The 15289-nt window shown below is 64.9% G+C and carries 19 protein-coding genes; 9 read left to right on the forward strand and 10 right to left on the reverse strand.

Translation table 11 applies throughout. The features are described from left to right. Positions 1-60 precede the first annotated feature (60 nt). On the forward strand, positions 61-1218 hold the full coding sequence (locus AB0313_RS07430) for an Mrp/NBP35 family ATP-binding protein (RefSeq protein ID WP_366304575.1): 1158 nt from the start codon (positions 61-63) through the stop codon (positions 1216-1218). A gap of 7 nt (positions 1219-1225) precedes the next feature. Here AB0313_RS07430 and AB0313_RS07435 read toward each other — a convergent pair whose 3' ends face one another. From AB0313_RS07435 to sigE, 3 genes are all read right to left on the reverse strand, one after another. Next, positions 1226-1630 (reverse strand): Sec-independent protein translocase TatB, encoded by a 405-nt coding sequence (locus tag AB0313_RS07435; protein WP_141942402.1) that lies wholly within the window; start codon positions 1628-1630, stop codon positions 1226-1228. Positions 1631-1699: 69 nt separating this feature from the next. Next, positions 1700-2584 carry an anti-sigma factor gene (locus tag AB0313_RS07440; protein WP_366304578.1) on the reverse strand — a complete coding sequence of 295 codons (885 nt, stop codon included), beginning with the start codon at positions 2582-2584 and terminating at the stop codon, positions 1700-1702. A 7-nt stretch (positions 2585-2591) separates the two neighbouring features. Continuing rightward, positions 2592-3206 carry an RNA polymerase sigma factor SigE gene (gene sigE, locus AB0313_RS07445; protein WP_141942407.1) on the reverse strand — a complete coding sequence of 205 codons (615 nt, stop codon included), beginning with the start codon at positions 3204-3206 and terminating at the stop codon, positions 2592-2594. A gap of 229 nt (positions 3207-3435) precedes the next feature. Between sigE and AB0313_RS07450 the strand changes: the two genes are divergently transcribed. Beyond that, positions 3436-4068, forward strand: a complete 633-nt coding sequence (locus tag AB0313_RS07450) for an O-methyltransferase (protein WP_366304580.1) — start codon at positions 3436-3438, stop codon at positions 4066-4068. Between the two features lie 59 nt (positions 4069-4127). On the opposite strand, the gene AB0313_RS07455 is transcribed toward AB0313_RS07450, so the two are convergent. The 4 genes from AB0313_RS07455 to AB0313_RS07470 form a co-directional block, all read right to left on the reverse strand. Further along, on the reverse strand, positions 4128-4295 hold the full coding sequence (locus AB0313_RS07455; RefSeq protein WP_009357720.1) for a DUF3117 domain-containing protein: 168 nt from the start codon (positions 4293-4295) through the stop codon (positions 4128-4130). A gap of 234 nt (positions 4296-4529) precedes the next feature. After that, a complete protein-coding gene (locus tag AB0313_RS07460; protein ID WP_366304582.1) occupies positions 4530-5786 on the reverse strand; it encodes a hypothetical protein in 1257 nt (418 codons plus the stop codon). Continuing rightward, positions 5783-6235 carry a DivIVA domain-containing protein gene (locus AB0313_RS07465; RefSeq protein ID WP_366304584.1) on the reverse strand — a complete coding sequence of 151 codons (453 nt, stop codon included), beginning with the start codon at positions 6233-6235 and terminating at the stop codon, positions 5783-5785. Before AB0313_RS07465 ends, AB0313_RS07460 begins: the two co-directional genes overlap by 4 nt. 43 nt (positions 6236-6278) lie before the next feature. Then, on the reverse strand, positions 6279-7061 hold the full coding sequence (locus AB0313_RS07470) for a TIGR00730 family Rossman fold protein (protein ID WP_141942415.1): 783 nt from the start codon (positions 7059-7061) through the stop codon (positions 6279-6281). A gap of 104 nt (positions 7062-7165) precedes the next feature. On the opposite strand from AB0313_RS07470, the gene AB0313_RS07475 reads away from it, so the two are divergent. From AB0313_RS07475 to AB0313_RS07490, 4 genes are all read left to right on the forward strand, one after another. Next, positions 7166-7921 (forward strand): amino acid ABC transporter ATP-binding protein, encoded by a 756-nt coding sequence (locus tag AB0313_RS07475; RefSeq protein ID WP_141942417.1) that lies wholly within the window; start codon positions 7166-7168, stop codon positions 7919-7921. A gap of 54 nt (positions 7922-7975) precedes the next feature. Next, positions 7976-8878: a glutamate ABC transporter substrate-binding protein gene (locus tag AB0313_RS07480; protein ID WP_141942419.1), complete on the forward strand. Its 903-nt coding sequence runs from the start codon at positions 7976-7978 to the stop codon at positions 8876-8878. Positions 8879-8941: 63 nt separating this feature from the next. Continuing rightward, a complete protein-coding gene (locus tag AB0313_RS07485) occupies positions 8942-9589 on the forward strand; it encodes an amino acid ABC transporter permease (protein WP_141942421.1) in 648 nt (215 codons plus the stop codon). Then, positions 9586-10437, forward strand: coding sequence for an amino acid ABC transporter permease (locus AB0313_RS07490; protein ID WP_141942422.1), 852 nt, complete (start codon positions 9586-9588; stop codon positions 10435-10437). The genes AB0313_RS07485 and AB0313_RS07490 overlap by 4 nt, the downstream gene beginning before the upstream one ends. A 105-nt stretch (positions 10438-10542) precedes the next feature. Here AB0313_RS07490 and dapE read toward each other — a convergent pair whose 3' ends face one another. Beyond that, positions 10543-11679 (reverse strand): succinyl-diaminopimelate desuccinylase, encoded by a 1137-nt coding sequence (gene dapE, locus AB0313_RS07495; protein WP_366304587.1) that lies wholly within the window; start codon positions 11677-11679, stop codon positions 10543-10545. 51 nt (positions 11680-11730) lie between these two features. On the opposite strand from dapE, the gene dapD reads away from it, so the two are divergent. Next, positions 11731-12759, forward strand: coding sequence for a 2,3,4,5-tetrahydropyridine-2,6-dicarboxylate N-succinyltransferase (gene dapD / locus AB0313_RS07500; RefSeq protein ID WP_366304589.1), 1029 nt, complete (start codon positions 11731-11733; stop codon positions 12757-12759). 22 nt (positions 12760-12781) lie between these two features. Further along, the gene (locus tag AB0313_RS07505) at positions 12782-13639 is read left to right on the forward strand and encodes a hypothetical protein (protein ID WP_366304615.1); all 858 of its coding nucleotides are present in this window, start codon (positions 12782-12784) and stop codon (positions 13637-13639) included. A gap of 27 nt (positions 13640-13666) precedes the next feature. Here the strand turns inward: AB0313_RS07505 and AB0313_RS07510 are convergent, their stop codons facing one another. Next, positions 13667-14278 (reverse strand): hypothetical protein, encoded by a 612-nt coding sequence (locus tag AB0313_RS07510; RefSeq protein ID WP_141942428.1) that lies wholly within the window; start codon positions 14276-14278, stop codon positions 13667-13669. Between the two features lie 119 nt (positions 14279-14397). Further along, positions 14398-15006, reverse strand: coding sequence for a TetR family transcriptional regulator C-terminal domain-containing protein (locus tag AB0313_RS07515; RefSeq protein WP_366304590.1), 609 nt, complete (start codon positions 15004-15006; stop codon positions 14398-14400). A gap of 98 nt (positions 15007-15104) precedes the next feature. Between AB0313_RS07515 and AB0313_RS07520 the strand changes: the two genes are divergently transcribed. Next, positions 15105-15289: NAD-dependent epimerase/dehydratase family protein (locus AB0313_RS07520; protein WP_366304591.1), on the forward strand; the 185-nt coding region annotated here is incomplete at its 3' end.

Consider the following 15289-nt stretch of genomic DNA (forward strand, 5'->3'; position numbering starts at 1 on the left):
GCAAACCGCACAGCATCCGCCGGCCGGCAGCCCCAACCGCATGAAAGCCGAGGCTCTTCCATGAGCGCCCCCACCGATCCCGCAGCAGCCAACGGATCCCCGCAGCACCAGGCCATCGAAGAAGCCCTGGCCACGGTCATCGACCCCGAGCTCCGCCGCCCCATCACCGAACTGGGCATGGTGGAGTCTGTCAGGGTTTCCGGCGACGGCAAGGTCACCCTGGCGGTGCTGCTCACCATTGCCGGCTGCCCCCTGCGCGACACCATCACCACCGACTCCAGGAACGCCCTTATGGCGGTTCCCGGTGTCACCGACGTGCATGTGGAGCTCAAGGTGATGGACCAGGCGCAGCGCGACGCCCTCAAGGAGAAGCTGCGCGGCGCGGGCGGCCAACGCCGGATTCCGTTCAACGAGCCCGGTTCGCTCACCAAGGTCTACGCGGTGGCCAGCGGCAAGGGCGGGGTTGGCAAGTCGTCGGTGACAGTCAACCTTGCCTGCGCACTGGCTGCCCAGGGACTGCGCGTGGGCATCGTGGACGCAGACGTGTACGGCTTCTCCGTCCCTGCGCTCATGGGCATCACGCAAAAACCCACCCAGGTGGACGACATGATCCTTCCGCCGGTGGCTTACGGTGTCAAGGTCATCTCCATCGGCATGTTTGTCTCCGGCAACAAGCCCGTTGCCTGGCGCGGCCCCATGCTGCACCGCGCCTTGGAGCAGTTCCTCACCGACGTCTATTTCGGGGACCTGGATGCCTTGTTCCTGGATCTCCCCCCGGGTACCGGTGACATCGCCATTTCCGTGGCGCAGCTGCTGCCCAAGGCGGAAATCCTGGTGGTCACCACGCCGCAGGCGGCGGCCGCGGACGTCGCGGAACGCGCCGGCGCCATCGCCACCCAGACGGGACAAACCATTGCAGGGGTCATCGAGAACATGTCCTACCTGGAAATGCCCGACGGCGGCAGGATGGAGTTGTTCGGAAGCGGCGGCGGGGCGGTACTCACCGAGCGCCTCAGCACCACTGTTGGCGCCGAAGTACCGTTGCTCGGCCAGATTCCCCTGGACATCCAGTTGCGCGAGGGCGGAGACACAGGCGTTCCCATCGTCCTGGGCCGCCCGGAAGCGGCGGGAGCGGCTGCGCTGGCAGGAATCGCAGGGCAGCTGGCAGCTAAACCGCGCGGTCTCGCTGGAATGAAGCTGGGGCTGCAGCCCCGCTGAGTGCCCCCTAGGTGGCTTCGGTGTCGAACGGGGCGGTCTCGCCCGGCGCGAGCCGCTGCACAACCCTTTCCGGCCGTTTGGAAGCAGACTCAGCGGCTGCGGCGGCACCGGAAACGGCGGCCACGGCGGCCGGTGCGCCTGCGCTGACCGGCTTGGTGTCGTCGTCGAGCAGTGCTTCCTTGATGATGCGCCGGGGATCATACTGGCGGGGATCGTATTTCTTCCAGTCGACATCATCGATGTCGATGCCCACTTCTTCCTTGATCTGTTCCCGCGCGCCATTGGCCATGCGGCGGACTTCCTTGACCAGGTTTGCCAGCTTCTGGGTGTATTCGGGCAGCCGCTGGGGGCCGATCACCAGCACACCAATGATCAGCAGAACGATGAACTCCGGGCCGTTGATTCCAAACACTTTAGGAAGATTACCCTCTCCGGGCCCGGAGTGACGATTTCCGTCCGGCGGACGGAGCAACAGTGCGCATCACCGGGAGAACAGCCCCGCGATCTTTGTGAATCCGCGCTCGAGCCGGCTCTCCAGGGGTTCGGCGCCCTGCCCATCAGTCGAGTCCGGAACGGCCGCCGCCACCCCCTCCGCGGCGGTGTCGGCCATGCGCTTGAGGATGGGCAGGGCATCGTCGGACACGCCGGCAGGAAGGTCGGAACGGTAGGTGATGGTGAGGCCGGCTGTCCGGTAGGTGGCTGCCCGGTTAGTGCCGTCCCACTCCTGATGGATGCCTTCTCCCTGGGGTTGTGGCTGTGCATCTCCCGCCTGCGGGGCCTGGGCTGAGGCCTGCACCGGGTGCTCCTCAGTAATGGTGGCGTGATGGGAGCCATCGGTGAGCCGCAGCTCCACGGCCGGCTGGCCATTGACTATCAGCGCCTTGGCCGTCTCCAGGTGGAACCCCATGGACTGCAGTTCCGGGCAAGCCCACCCGTCGGAGCGGAGGGTGGCCAGTTGCGCATCGGTCAACATCCGGCCGCCGGCGGGGGTTTGTGACGAGACGTGCGAGAAGGCGGCGTCGCTGTCCCCTGAAGCGCCCGCACCGGGATCCCCGGCCGCCGTAAACGCACCGACGGCCAGCACCCCGGCGGCAGCCACCGTTCCGCCCGCGGTCAGCGCCAGCGCCCGGGCAGCCACCCGGGACGGACCGCCCTGTTGCGGGGGCACCTGCTCCTGTGCAGCCAGATGGTGGGTGCGGGCCAGCAGCCGGGCCGTGAGGTCATCACTGGCAGGCGGAATGGGAGCGTCCCGGAGACGCTCGATGTACTGCCGTTCCCGGCGGACGGTGGCAGCACACTCCTGGCAGGCCTCGAGGTGGCTGCCGGTGCGCTGATGCCTGCCGCCGAAAGGAAACTGGGACCTCATGCGCCGTTCAGAGGATGCCGGCGATGCGGGGCATCGAAAGCTTGCGGCGGGGCTGCTGCGGGCGCGGGTCGCGGTGGGCCAGCTTCTCCCGCAGCATCGTGCGGCCACGGTGGATGCGCGAACGGACCGTGCCCAGTTTGACGCCAAGAGCCTCGGCGACTTCGTCGTAGGACAGCCCTTCCAGGTCGCACAGGACCACCGCTGCGCGGAAGTCCGGCGGAAGTTCCTCCAGCGCGGCCTGGACGTCCAGGTCCAGGTTGTTCAGCTCAAAGCTTTGCTCCGGACCGGGCTCACGGCCGGGGAGACGGGACTCCGCGTCTTCCGCCAGTGCGTCGAACCGGATGCGGGTCTTGCGCCGGGCCTGGTCAAGGAACAGGTTTGTGGTGATCCGGTGCAACCAGCCGTCCAGCGTTCCCGGCTTGAAGTTGTCCAGGGAACGGAAGACGCGGACGAACACTTCCTGGGTGAGGTCCTCGGCGTCGAATTTGTTTCCGGTAAGGCGGTAGGCAAGCCGGTAGACCTTCGCGGAATGGTTGGTGACCACTTCTTCCCAGGTGGGACGGACCCACTCATCATCGGGATTGTTTACTGCAGGGACAGGTGCCACAACTGAAGATGACATCGTCCACTCCCCTCGTGGAATGCTAACGCCCGGATACTGTTGACATCTCTGATTCGGCGCCGGTCACCTTTTGGATGAGCGGATATTAATCATGTCAAACTTCGCTGGGAATTTCCTGACCGGCGGCCAACTTCCGCCTTGGGCGCAACGGCTGCTTCCCGAGGCTGCCGGGCCGGACACAGTAGGCTTGAGGAGACATTCCCCCTTTACGCCCAGAAAGCGACATTCCATGAGCGCCGACAAGTCCAGCAGCTGGTCCTATGCAGAAGATCTGCCCGCTGAGGATGAGGTTATGCTTCGGGCCCGGGAACGGTCATTCGAACTCGGCGTCAGCGCCATCAGCCCCGGCGTGGGTGCGGTCCTCACCGTGCTCGCTGCTGCGTCCAAGGCCCAGACCGCCGTGGAAATCGGCACCGGCGCCGGCGTCTCGGGCGTCTGCCTGCTGCGGGGCCTGGGTCGGCACGCAGTCCTGACCACCATCGACGTGGACGTTGAGCACCTGAGGGCAGCCCGCGAAGCGTTCGCGGAGGCCGGCAGCCCTGCCAACCGTACCCGCACCATCTCGGGCCGCGCCGGCGACGTCCTGCCCCGGCTCACTGACGGCGCGTACGACCTTGTCTTCATCGACGCCGACAAGCCCGGGCTGCCCGGCTACGTGGAGCAGGCCGTCCGGCTGCTCAAGCGCGCGGGGCTGCTGGTCATCAACGACGCACTGGACAAGGACAAGGTGGCCAATCCGGCCGGCCGCGAGCCCAACACGGTGACCCTCCGGCAGGTGGGGAAGGCAATCCGCGACGACGACCGGCTGTCCTCGGCGATGCTTCCCACCGGCGACGGCCTGCTGGTGGCCGTCAAGAAATAGGTGTCCCGGTAAAAGGACTGGGTCCGCAGCCCGCAGGCCGCGGACCCAGTCCGGCACGATTATTCGGTAACGCCTACCAGGCATTCCTTGAGGTTCGCTGCTTCGGCAGCGTTCAGTTCGACCACCAGGCGCCCGCCGCCTTCGAGCGGGACGCGCATGATCAGGCTGCGGCCCTCCTTGGTGACTTCCATTGGGCCGTCGCCGGTGCGTGGTTTCATAGCCGCCATGAGGAATTCCCCTCCATTTTGTCCCAGGACTGATCAGCCCGGGCGGGCTGTGTCCGCATGTCGATCAGGCCGCTGTGGCGGGGTGGTGCTTCCACCGCCGAGGCTGCGCGTTTTCTGAATGCTTTTGTCCTTGCTTACCTATCATTATCCCGGAATTACCCGCACGTAGCTAATCGATGGACATTTCTGCACGACCGCGATTCGGGCCCTGACCTGCGCAGAAGCCCCATTTTGCTACGGCGGATAATCGCCTCCACCGGGCAGGGGCGCCCACGCCCACAGCCACACGATCCAGACGATCTGAAGCAGCACGAACATGACAACCACCGTCCCGCGGTAAGCCCTTGAGCGGGACAGGAACACCGCACCCAGGGCCAGCGGAAACAGCGGCAGCAGCATCCTGAAAGTGCTGGTCTGCGGGTGGAGGAAGGCCAGCAGGTAACCCATGTAGCAGGCGCACCAGAGCCTCAGTTCGGTTCCGAGCTGTTTGACAGGGGGAAGGAAAAGCATCACGGCGAACAGTGCCGTGAACACCAATGGTGCGAGGAGGCCCAGTACGGGGCCGAAGAGCTCGACGCCGGTGTCAAACCACGGCTTGAAGGGCACCAGGTCCTGGCCACGCCAGACCGTCTCGGTCTTGGTATACGCCTGGGGGTCGCCGGTGGCTGCCCAGGCCAATGCGGGCCAGGTGAGCGCGGATACACCTGCGGCTGCGGTGAGGCCGGCCAGAGCACCGAGGTCCCGGAGCGAGTGGGGTGCTTCGCCGCGGGAGTCCTGCCGCCCGTTGCGGGTGTACGCGACGGCACGGAACACCAGGAGGAACCCGACCGTTGCGGCAAAAGGGACGCCCACCGGCCGGGACAGGCCCAGCAGGACCACCGAAGGTATGGCCCACAGGTATTGCCTGCGCACCATCAGCAGCAGTGCCCATGCAAGCAGCATGAGGGACAGCGGTTCCGCATAAGGTACCTGGAGAACGGCGGAGACCGGAAAGACCGAAAAAAACACCACGCCCCACATCGCCGGGGCGTGGGCGGCTTTTTGCCGGAAAAGCCGGTACACGGCCAGCGCGGAACCCCACCCGGCCAGCATGGCTATCAGCGTGAGCGAGGCGGCCGGACTCAAGCCCGTGAGGCGGCTCAGTCCACCGGCCAGGGCAGGAAAGAGCGGGTAGAACGCCCAGGTATTTTCCTGCACATTGCCTGCCGCATCCGTGGGGAGGACGGAGGGATAGCCGCTGGCGATGACCTGGCCGTACCAACGGGCGTCCCAGATATTTATGAAGTTCCAGTAGTCCGGTTTCGGCGGAAACCACGGGTTGGGACCTTGGTGGAGCGCTGCGGCCATGAAGATGCAGGCAGAGACCAGCCGGGCAACAGCATACAAAGCGGTGACCTGGAGCCACCAGGGCCAGGCGCGGACAGCGGTAGCCGCACGCTGGACTGCGCTGCCCACGGCAGATGAGGTATTGCGGTGGGCCACCGTACTCACAGTCCGCCCTTCCCCGGAGTGGCAACCTCATGGGCGGTTGTGCCGCCGGTTCCATGGCCCGGATCCTCCGGGGACGTTCCTGCGGAAACCGGGGGTCCGCCGTCGGAATCCTCATCCGCGGGCTGCTCCATGGCAGCCAGCCGGCCCCGCAGTTCCGCCAGTTCCGCATCCCGTGCAGCCAACTGGTCGCGCAGTTCATCAAGGACCTGGTCCACTTGGTCCATCCGGTAGCCGCGCAGGCCCAGTGAGAAGCGCAGGCGGGTGATGTCGGCCGGAACCGCGTGCTCGGGGAGCAGCACGGGAGGGAGGTTGGCCGGGGGTTCTTCAAATCCGCCGTCAAGGAGGGCGGGCAGTCCGGCGGCATTGGTTTTCCGCGGGCGAAGGCCCAGGCCGGCCCAAAGGACCGCCGCAACCAGCACGACGGCGAGGAAGACGAGGAAGAAACTCACTGTCCCATCGTGCCAGACCGTTGGCGGGAACTCCCGCGCACGGCTACTCCGGCCTCTGCTCTCCGTTCAGGGACGGGGTCACGGCAACGTGCAGGACACGGTCAACCGCCTCCGCAGGATCGTCCACGAGCTGGATGAGGTCCAGGTCCTTCTCGGAGACCATGCCCTCGGCCACCAGGGTGCCCCTGATCCAGTCGATCATCGGGCCCCAGAAATCGACGCCGAGGAGAACGATGGGGAAGGACGTCACCTTCCGGGTCTGGACCAGGACCATGGCCTCGAACAGCTCATCGAGGGTGCCCAGGCCGCCAGGCAGCACAATGAAGCCCTGTGCGTATTTGACGAACATGGTCTTGCGGGCAAAGAAGTAACGGAAGTTGATGCCCAGGTCCACCCACTGGTTCAGGCCCTGTTCGAACGGCAGCTCAATGCCAAGCCCCACCGAGACACCGTTGCCTTCCACGGTCCCCCGGTTGGCTGCCTCCATGGAACCAGGGCCGCCGCCGGTGATGACCGCGACCCCGGCTTCGGCCAGCTTGCGGCCCACCTCGACGCCCATTTCGTAGTAGGTGCTGCCGGGCTTGGTCCGTGCAGATCCGAAGACGCTGACGGCCTTTCCAATGTCCGCGAGCGCACCGAAGCCCTCTACGAACTCGCTCTGGATCCGGAGGACCCGCCATGGATCGGTATGGACGAATTGGCCGGCGCCCTTGGTATCAAGCAGATGCTGGTCCGACATTTCCACGGCCGCCTGCTTGCGCCGCAGCTCAAGAGGGCCTTTACGGCGCGGCTGGGAATTCTTGGCCGGATCTGCGTTGATACTCATTCCCCTAGGCTAACCTCCAACGTGAGGTATCTCTTGAATCACGATCAGGGGGAACCGGGGGTGATTGGCGTCATAACCCTCGGTTGTTCGCTAGATTCTTTTCTATGACTACACATGTGCCCGGCGATGCTCTCGTCTCCCTGAACGCCGTTAACAAGCATTACGGCCAGCTGCACGTTCTGAAGGACATCAACCTCCAGGTCCGCAAGGGCGAGGTTGTTGTGGTCATCGGACCCTCGGGCTCCGGTAAGTCCACCCTCTGCCGGGCAATCAACCGCCTGGAGACCATTGAGGGTGGAACCATCACCATCGACGGCAAGGTCCTGCCGGAAGAAGGCAAGGAGCTGGCCAAGCTCCGCGCCGACGTCGGAATGGTTTTCCAGTCCTTCAACCTGTTCGCGCACAAAACCATCCTTGAAAACGTCACGCTCGGTCCCATCAAGGTCAAGGGGGCGTCGAAGGCGGAAGCTGAAAAGGAAGCCATGGCCCTGCTGGAGCGCGTCGGCGTCGGCCAGCAGGCACCCAAGCTTCCCGCCCAGCTCTCCGGCGGCCAGCAGCAGCGCGTCGCTATTGCACGTGCCTTGGCAATGAAGCCAAAGGTCATGCTGTTCGACGAGCCAACCTCCGCACTCGACCCCGAAATGATCAACGAGGTCCTGGACGTCATGGTGCAGCTGGCCAAGGAAGGCATGACCATGATCGTGGTCACCCACGAGATGGGCTTCGCCCGCAAGGCGGCCGACCGCGTGGTCTTCATGGCCGACGGCCAGATTGTCGAGGACGAGACGCCCGAGGAGTTCTTCACCAACCCGAAGAGCGACCGTGCCAAGGACTTCCTGTCCAAGCTCCTCACCCACTAGGCACACTGCACCCCATTCGGCCGCCGCGCGCGGCCGACCAATGAAAGGTATCTGATGAAGAAATTCTTTACCCGGAAGAAGCCGCTGCTTGTCGCGGCAACCGCGGCCCTGGCGCTTTCCCTCAGCGCCTGTGGCGGTTCCGGCGGCGGCGGCACGGCTTCCTCCGGCACGGATGAAGCCCCTTACAAGGTTGCTGACAACGTGACCCTCACCGGCAGCCCCACCTACGACGCCATCAAGTCCAGCGGCAAGGTCCGCATCGGCGTCAAGCAGGACCAGCCGGGCCTTGGCTTCAAAGACGCGGCCACCGGTGAATACACGGGCTTCGACATTGAGATCGCCAAATGGATCGCAGCATCACTGGGCATGAGCAAGGACAAGATTGAGTTCAAGCCCATTCCGTCCGCCAACCGCGAGTCCGCCATCACCAACGGGGACATCGACTACTACGTGGGCACCTACTCCATCACGGACAAGCGCAAGCAGCTGATCGACTTCGCCGGACCGTACTTCGTCACTGGCCAGGGCCTGCTGGTGAAGAAGGACAACTCCAGCATCAACAGCGAGAAGGACCTCTCGGGCAAGAACGTTTGCTCAGCGACGGGTTCCACCCCGATCCAGAACATCAAGGCAAACTTCCCGAACACCAAGACCACCGAATTTGATACCTACTCGCAGTGCGTCGAGGCGCTCAAGAGCGGCCAGGTTGACGCGGTCACTACCGACCAGGCCATCCTGCTCGGCTACGCTGCCCAGGAACCGGACAGCCTGAAGGTTGTGGGCCAGCCGTTCACCACTGAGAAGTACGGCGTCGGCCTGAAGAAGGGCGATACCGCGCTGCGTCAGTTCATGAACAAGACTTTCACCGACGGTAACTCTGTGTGGCAGAAGATCTACGACCAGACGCTGGGCCAGTCGGGCACCAAGGTCGAACAGCCCAAGGTAGAGAACTACTAAAACCAAAGTCGAGGGGGCGGCTGTGCAGCCGCCCCCTCTTCCACTGTCGAAAGCGACGATTCTGTGAATACGCTGCTGAACAATTCGGATCTCTTCATTACGGGTTTCCGGAACACGCTCATACTTTTCTTCTTCTCGGCGATCTTCGCCCTGGTCCTCGGTACCATCGTTGCCGCACTTCGGGTCTCCCCCGTTCCCGCCATGCGCGCCACTGCGACCCTCTACGTCAACGTGGTGCGGAATACCCCGCTGACGCTGGTTCTCTTCTTCTTCGCCCTCGGGTACCCGAAACTGGGCCTGGTGCCGATCGACTTCACCACCGCAGCCATCATCGGCCTCAGCCTCTACACCGCCACCTACGTGGCGGAAGCGGTCCGCTCCGGCATTAACACCGTGCCTGTAGGCCAGGCCGAGGCTGCCCGGGCCATCGGCCTGCCCTTCACCCAAACCCTGACCCTCGTGATCCTGCCGCAGGCTTTCCGCGCCGTCATCCCGCCGATGTTCAGCGTATTCATCGCCCTGCTCAAGAACACCACGGTCGCCGCCGGTTTCTCGGTCTTTGAAGCAGGCGCCATCCGGGCAAACCTCTCCGAGCGCGGTGAACCCGCAATGACCGGGCTGCTGTGGGTCGCCCTGGTGTTCATCATCCTTGTCTTCATCCTTTCCGCGCTGCAGCGAAAGCTTGAACAGAAGTGGAAGGTTGCCCGATGAGTTCAATCCTTTTTGACGCCCCTGGCCCCAAGGCACGCTCCCGGTACCGGATTCTTGGCGTCGTCACCGCCCTCGTGATCCTGCTGATCGTCGGATTCGTCATCCTGCGCTTCGCGCAAAGCGGCCAGTTCGACGCTAAGAAGTGGCAGTTGTTCACTTTCCCGCTGGTGCAGCAGACCATCGCCCAGTCGGTCGGTGCCACGCTGTCCGCCTTCGCCACCGCCGCAGTCCTGAGCCTGGCCCTGGGTGTGCTCCTGGCATTTGGCCGGTTGTCCGACCGCCGCTGGATCAGCGCTCCCTGCTACGGCTTCACTGAGTTGTTCCGCGCCGTTCCGCTGCTGATCCTGATGATGATCTTTTACTATGGCCTGCCGACCATCGGGGTCCAGGGCATCACGCCGTTCACCGCGGTGGTGGCAGGACTGGTGCTGTACAACGGATCTGTCCTCGCCGAGGTCTTCCGGGCCGGCATCGAGTCGCTACCTCGGGGCCAAAGCGAGGCCGGGTATGCGATTGGCCTGCCCAAGAGCAAGGTCATGACCAGCATCCTGCTGCCCCAGGCTGTCCGGTCCATGCTTCCGGTGATCATTTCCCAGCTGGTGGTCATTTTGAAGGACACCGCCCTTGGATTCATCGTGACCTACAACGAGATCCTCTTCCAGGCGAAGTACTTCGGCAGCCAGATCCAGTACGGTTCCCCGATTATCCCGGCAGCCATTGTTGCCGCCGTGCTCTATGTGGGGATGTGCCTGATCCTGGCGGCTTTCGCCAAATGGCTGGAGCGCAGGCTTTCCCGCAAGCCCGGCGCGGCAGTCACACCCGCGGCTGCTGTTCCTGCCGAGGTGTAGCAACTCCGGCAGCGCCGCCGACGCGAAGGGCCCGGAACCGTCAGGTTCCTGGCCCTTCGCGCATTTCGTGTCCCGGCCAGGGCGCCTCTTGGGCAGCAGCGCCGCTTAGCCGGCGAGCCACTCCTCCAGGGCGCGCAGGCAGGTGCGGATGGCGTCGGCGTCGACGTGCTCGTTGTCCTTGTGGGCCAGCAGGGCGTCGCCCGGGCCGAAGTTCACCGCGGGGATCCCCAGCTCACTGAAACGTGCGACGTCGGTCCAGCCGTATTTGGGCTTGGGCTCGGCTCCCACGGCGGCAACGAAAGAGGCGGCTGCCGGGTGCTGCAGGCCCGGACGGGCGCCTGCTGCGGCATCGGTGCGGACCACGTCGAAACCTTCCAACAGTTCCCGTACGTGGGCTTCGGCCTGGTCCGGCGTCTTGTCCGGCGCGAACCGGTAGTTGATCTCGACCACGCAGCGGTCCGGAATGACGTTGCCGGCAGTGCCGCCATTGATCTTCACCGCGTTCAGGCTTTCGCGGTAGTCCAGCCCGTCAACGTTGATGGTCCGGGGCTCGTAGGCTGCCAGGCGGGCCAGGATGGGGGCTGCGGCGTGGATGGCGTTGCTGCCCATCCATGCGCGGGCCGAGTGGGCGGCCTCCCCCACCGTGCTCGCCTCAAACCGGCTGGTGCCGTTGCAGCCGCCCTCCACCGTACCGTCGGTTGGCTCCAGCAGGATGGCGAAGTCGCCTGCCAGCAGGTCCCCGTGGTTGCGGACCAGGCGTCCAAGGCCGCTCTTGACCGCTTCCACTTCTTCATGGTCATAGAACACGAAGGTGACGTCCCGCTTAGGCTGCTTGCCGCCGTCGAACAGGGCTGCCGCCAGTGCCAGCTGGACGGCCACGCCGCCTTTCATGTCGGTGGCGCCACGGCCGTAAAGGATGCCTTCCCCGGGAACGCCAGACTCCCAAGTGGAGGGGACGGTGCCCTTGGCACCTTCGGTCAGCGGCAACGGGACCGTGTCCAGGTGCCCGGCGAGGATGACCCGTTCACTGCGGCCCAGTTCAGTCCGGGCAATGATGGCGTCACCGTCTCGGACCACGGACAGCTGCGGAATCTGGAGCAAGGCAGCTTCAACTGCGTCCGCCAAAGGCCTCTCATTGCCCGACACACTGTTGATGTCCATCAGCGCCGCGGTCAGCAACGATACATCCTGGCGGAGGTCAAGGGTGGACACGAAAGATTCGGGGGCGGTTTCGGCAGTCACGAAGCCAGTCTAGTTCGAACCGCCTGCCTGGCCCTCGATAGACTGGAGCACATGACTGAGACCGCTTCCTCCGCCGTGCCCCAAACCCTGACCCCCAACGCCGATGACCGCTCCGCCTATGGCTTTGGCGTGGCCACCGTCGCCACCGCCGGCGGCGAGGCGACCGTCCTGGACGTCTGGTTCCCCGCACCGGCACTTGGCGTTGCAGCCGAAGACCTTCGATCCGTGGAAGACGCTGACGACGCCCTGACCCGCATCGCCGAGAACGGCGCCGATGAGGACCGCGGCACCGAGCAGAAGGTGGTCTTCGTCCAGATCAACCTCGACGAGGCTCCCGCTGATACGGCAGACGCCTACCTGCGGCTGCACCTCCTATCGCACCGCCTGGTCCGTCCGAACACAATCAACCTGGACGGCATCTTCGGCAAGCTCCCCAACGTGGTGTGGACCAACTTCGGCCCCGCCGCCGTCGAAGGCTTTGAACTGACCCGCGCCAAGCTGCGGCGCCGCGGCGCCGTCACGGTCTACGGCATCGACAAGTTCCCGCGGATGGTCGACTACGTGGTTCCCAGCGGCGTCAGGATCGCCGACGCCGACCGGGTACGCCTGGGTGCCCACCTGGCTGCCGGGACCACGGTCATGCACGAGGGCTTCGTGAACTTCAACGCCGGGACCCTGGGTACCTCCATGGTGGAGGGCCGGATCTCCGCGGGCGTCGTGACCGGGGACGGCAGCGACGTTGGCGGCGGCGCATCCATCATGGGTACCCTTTCCGGCGGCGGCAAGGAAAAGATCACCATCGGCGAGCGCGTCCTGCTCGGCGCGAACTCCGGCGTTGGTATCAGCATCGGCGATGATTCCGTGGTGGAGGCCGGCCTGTACGTCACGGCGGGCACCCGTGTGCGCGTTCCGGGCCCCAAGGACGAGGTGGGCGAAGACACTACGAAGATCGTCAAGGCTGCTGAACTGTCCGGCGTGCCCAACCTCCTGTTCCGGCGCAACTCCACCACGGGTGCCGTGGAGGCCCTGCCCCGCAAGGGCCAGACCGTTGAACTGAACGACGCGCTGCACGCCAACTAATTGCTCCGTGGCCCCCTTGTCTGTGGCGCGCAGGCGCGGCCTGCGCCGCCTTGCGGTGCTGCTCCTCACCCTCGCGCTGGTCGTGGGCGGAATCTACACTGCGGTGTATTTTGTGCAGCGTTCCGAGACCCTCGTTTCAGAGCGCTGCACAGCAACCGCCGGCGGGCGGAGCGGTGAACTCGCCCCGGACCAGGCAGCCAACGCAGCGCTGATCACTGCGGTGGCGGTGCGGCGCGGCCTCCCGGCACGTGCCGCCACCATCGCCCTGGCCACGGCCATGCAGGAGTCCAAACTGCGAAACATCGGGCACGGCGACCAGGCCGGCCCCGACTCCCGTGGCCTCTTCCAGCAGCGGCCGTCCCAGGGCTGGGGTACCGAAACGCAAATCATGGATCCGTACTACGCCGTGAACGCCTTCTACGACGCCCTGGTAAAGATTCCCGGCTACGAGACGCTGGACATCACTGACGCGGCACAGCACGTCCAGCGGTCCGCCTACCCCAAGGCGTACGCCGAGCACGAGGATATGGGCAGGGCGTTTGCATCGGGACTGACAGGGCAAACGCCTGCAGGAGTGCAATGCACGCTGCGCTCCCCTACTGCGGCTGGCGATCCCGCGACGGTGGCCACTGAACTGAACCAGGGCTACGGCGGCGTGGATTCCCAGGTCGACGGTGGCACCCTGGTGGTCGATGTGGACGGCGCGCTGGCCTGGTCGGTGGCCCAGTGGGCGGTGGCCAACGCCAAGGACCTGGCAGTAACGCGGGTGGAAGTGGATGGACACACCTGGCAGCGGTCCGGCGGAGACGGATGGCAGGTCACGGGGTCTCCCGGGACGCAGGTGCGCATCACCGTGCGTACGGACGACGGCGGCAGCTGAGCGCCGCCGTCGCCACCCTGGACACCACTAGACGAGGATCTCCAGCACAGGCTGGACATAGCTGCGGAACAGTTCGGGCTGGCTCATCAGTTCCTGGCTCATGATGATCTTGTCCGGCTCAAGGTACCAGGCCCGCTGTTCGTCCAGTGGCAGCTCTATGATGGTCAGTTTGAAGTCCCGCGAGTCCCTGCCCACTTCCATCAGCCTGTCATCCATCATGTCCTGAAGAAGCTGGTCGGTTCCGGTCACCACGCGTTCCGCTTCAAGCTCGGCGTATTCGCTCCGCCGCTCCCGGGCCCAGGTGAGTGCGGAACCGAAATGTGCCTGCAGTACCCGCTGCAGTGCCGGAGAGTTGCCGAACGCCTCAAAGCTGGGCGGGGAGAGCTCGGGAGACATGTGCGGGTGCGCCTTGAGCAGTTGTTCCCACCAGGCCTCCCATTCGGTTTTCAGCGCGCTGAGTCCACCGACGTCGGAAGTGAGGTGGGTGTGGTCGGCGGAGCGGACCTTGGGCGACGCGTGGGAAAGGACGGGCTGCCCCACACCGTTCAGTCCGGCCGCGTCCCTGACGTAGAGCGCAATCATCATCGGCCCGGACGTGTCGGTAGTGATCTGCCATCCTGAACCGCCTGCGTGCTGCATCCGAAGTCCTTCCCTGGCCTGCTCCTGCCGGCCATCAAGATCCGGTCCGGCATATCCGGCTATCAGTCTATTCCCGCAGCCACGCCACGCGAGGGCACCAGGGTATCCGCCTTTGCGGTTTACCGGCCCAGCCCGTCGAGCTGGCGTTCCAGGACATCGCGGCACATCTGCGCAGTCATCCAGGCCGGTTGCAGCAGGGCATGCATGCACAGGCCGTCCACCGTGGCAAGAAGCCGTTCCGCCTCTACCACCAGGTTCTCCCTGGGTTCGTTATCCGGGAGCAGGGAGGCAACCACTGCACCCATGACTGCGGCGACTTCACGGTGGCTGCGGTCCGCTTCTGCGGCAAGAAAGGGCCTGATCCTTGCGGCATTCTTGAAGGCCATCCGCGCGCATGCTTCCACCGCTGTCTCTTCATCGAGGGGAAGCATGCCGCCCAGGAGGGTTAAAACAGCCGCTCTTTGCCCAGGGCCACCGGCGGGAGCCGCCTGGACGGCCGGAAGAAGCTCCTCGAGCCGGCCCACCAGGCTGTCCACCACTGTGCCAAATGTGAACGCAAGCAGTTCCTCGCTGCCGGCGAAATAATGGCGGACAGAACCCACGGCGAGTCCGGCTTCATCCGCCACTTCCCGAAGGGAGGCGCGCTCCAGGCCATCCACCGCGATGATGCGGAGAACCGCCTGGACAACATCCTGGCGCCTGGCACCGGCGTCTACTATTTTGGGCACTATTCTTATTAGCACATCTGTGCTTCGACTGCCGCCGCGCGGCGGCCGCGATACGGGACGCGGGGGCGACTGCACTCCCTGTGGGATAGCGTTGAGGCATGAAAATCTTGGTTACAGGTGGCACCGGCTACATCGGTTCCCACACCGTCCTCTCCCTGCAGGAAGCCGGCCACGACGTGGTGGTCATCGACAACCTGGTCAACTCCAGCGAGGAGTCGCTGCGGCGGGTTGCCGAACTCAGCGGCAAGGCCGCGGAATTCCACAAGGTTGACCTCGTGGACGA

Source organism: Pseudarthrobacter sp. NPDC080039, from assembly GCF_040702335.1.
Classification (GTDB): domain Bacteria; phylum Actinomycetota; class Actinomycetes; order Actinomycetales; family Micrococcaceae; genus Arthrobacter; species Arthrobacter enclensis_A.